The organism is Gluconobacter kanchanaburiensis NBRC 103587, assembly GCF_007988905.1.
Lineage (GTDB): Bacteria > Pseudomonadota > Alphaproteobacteria > Acetobacterales > Acetobacteraceae > Gluconobacter > Gluconobacter kanchanaburiensis.
The window spans coordinates 1-2,599 of record NZ_BJVA01000037.1 but is presented as its reverse complement, the minus strand read 5'-3'; the positions used below and the strand labels follow the sequence as shown (position 1 = coordinate 2,599).

Here is a 2,599-nt window from a genome sequence, read left to right as displayed (position 1 = left end):
GCGAAACGGTCTTCTGGCTCCAGCCACCCCCGAGCGCGCGATACAATGTCACAAGGTTCTGGAAGCGTGCGGCCTTGACCGTGATGGCGTTCTGCTGCGCCTGATAGAGGGTGCGCTGCTGTGTCAGGGTGGTCAGATAGCTGTCGATACCGGCCTTGTAGCGCATGTTGGCGAGATCGAATGCCTGCTGCGACTGCGTCACCAGCTCGTCCATGTGGCGCTGCTGGCTCGTATAGGTTTCCCGTGCCGTCAACGCATCCGAAACTTCACGGAACGCCGACTGTACGGTCTTTTCATACTGTGCCGCATTCTGACGGGACTGCGCCTTGGCCATCATCAGGTTCCCTTCGCTCTGCCCCCATGTCAGCAGTGGAATGCTGATGGATGGGGAGATGCTCCAGGTTTCGGCACCCGGCGTAAACAGCTTGCGGAACTGAAGCGAACTCGTGCCTTCCGAAGCCGTCAGCGTAAAGCGGGGGAAGAACGCCGCGCGCGCTGCACCCACATTTGCATTGGCCCCAAGCAGGGTATGCTCTGCCGCACGAACGTCCGGCCGCTGCTCCAGCAGGTCCGAAGGCAGGCCCTCCGGCAGATCCGTGATCATGGTCTGCGATCCGAAAGGCGCCGGTTCCGGCAAGGTCGAAGGCAACGGCGAGCCGACGAGAAGCTGAAGCGCATGCTCGTCATCCGCCAGAGCGCGCGTATATTGCGCCTCGTAGGCGGAAGCCTGCTCGACCTGTGTCTTGACCTGCGCCAGCGTCAGCGCATCCGTTTCGCCATTGTCATAGGAAAGCTGGGTCAGCCGCAGCGTATCGCGCTCGGACACCAGCGTGGCACGCGTCACCCGGAGCTGCTCGCGATCAGCCAGCCACTGGATGTAGGTCGTCCCGATCTGCGAGACTGTCGTGATGAGAACGTTCCGCGCGTTCTCGACGTTGTTCAGCACCGTTTCCTTCTGCTGACGCGTCAGGTTGCGGATGCGGCCCCAGAGATCGATTTCGTAAGACGAGAACCCGATCGACGTCTGATACAGACGCAGGGTCGAGATATGCTCACCAACGCCAGGTGCAAACGAGAAACCGGCCGTGTCGGATGGCGCCACGAACATCCCCTGTCCACCAGCCGAAATGATCGGGAACAGAGATGCATTCTGGATTTCGTACTGACCGCGCGCAACGCTCACAGCGTCAAGCTGCGCTGCGATATCGCGGTTGTTTTTCAGAGCCAGTGCCACGAGCGCCTTCAACCGCGGGTCGGTGAAGAAATCCTCCCACCCGAGATTGGACGCGGCCTGAGCCGCAGGCGTGTTCTTCGATGCCGTATCCGCGGGGTAGCTGTTCTGGATGGCCTGCGTGGGCCGGTGATAAACCGGCGCCATATTACAGGCCGAAAGCATCAGCATTCCGGCAAATCCGGAAGTCAGTCCGAGACGGGCCTTCATGCGCCGTGCTCCCCTTCGACGACAGGCGCCGCCTTGTTATCCAGATGGGCATACGGGTTCTTGCGATCACGGACACGCGTGACCCGGAACAGGCGCAGCACCACCACGAAAAAGACCGGGACGAAATAAATGGCGAGCAGCGTCGCCGACAGCATGCCGCCCACGACACAGGTACCGATCGCCACACGTGCCGCCGACCCCGCACCGGTCGCAATCGCCAGCGGAAACACACCGCAGACAAAGGCGATCGACGTCATCAGGATCGGACGCAGACGCTCGCGCCCGGCTTCCAGAACCGAGTCTTCCAGAGTTTCGCCACTTTCAAAAAAGGCCTTGGCGAATTCCACGATCAGGATCGCGTTCTTCACCGACAGACCGATCGTCGTCAGCAGTCCAACCTGGAAATAGACGTCATTGGACAGGCCCCGGCCGAGCGTCGCGGCAATCGCGCCAAGAACGCCGAGCGGAAGCACCAGAAGGACCGCAAACGGAATTGCCCAGCTTTCATACAGCGCTGCCAGACAGAACAGGATCACGACGACTGCCAGCGCATAAAGCGGGGCGGTCGATCCACTTGAGGCAAGCTGCTCAAACGACAGTCCGGTCCATTCGTAACCGATGCCACGCGGCAGCTTGGCCAGAAGCTTTTCCATTTCCGCCATGGCCTGACCGGAACTGGCGCCTACGGCGGGCTGACCCTGGATTTCATAGGAGTTCAGACCGTTATAGTCCTCAACCTTCTGCGGACCGTTGACCCAGTGCCCCGACGCAAAGGCATTGAACGGCACCATCGTCCCCATCGCATTGCGAACATACCAGCGGTTCAGGTCTTCCGGCGTCATGCGCGCCCAGGGTTCGCCCTGGATATAGACCTGCTTGACGCGGTCATTGCGCATGAACTGGTTGACGTAGATGGAGCCCAGCGCCCCTTCGAGGGTCGTGTTGATATCCGCATTGGTCAGACCCAGTGCGTTTGCCCGCTCACGGTTAATGTCCAGACTGAACTGCGGCGCATCTTCCATACCCAGCGGACGGACCGCCTGAAGGAGCGGATTCTTCGCCGCTTCCCGCAGGATCTGGTTTCGCGCGGCCAGCAGAGCGTCATGACCCAGATGTCCGGTATCTTCCAGCTCCAGATCAAAACCCGTCGCATTGCCC

Annotated in this window: 2 protein-coding genes; both read right to left on the bottom strand. The window is 60.7% G+C overall.

Features of this window, described 5'->3' with window-relative positions; translation table 11 throughout:
• Positions 1-1,441 (bottom strand): efflux transporter outer membrane subunit (locus tag GKA01_RS13485; protein ID WP_146864144.1); only part of this gene is annotated, 1,441 nt, incomplete at its 3' end.
• The coding region (locus GKA01_RS13480; RefSeq protein WP_194265901.1) for an efflux RND transporter permease subunit at positions 1,438-2,599 on the bottom strand (1,162 nt) is incomplete at its 5' end. The genes GKA01_RS13480 and GKA01_RS13485, both read right to left, overlap by 4 nt.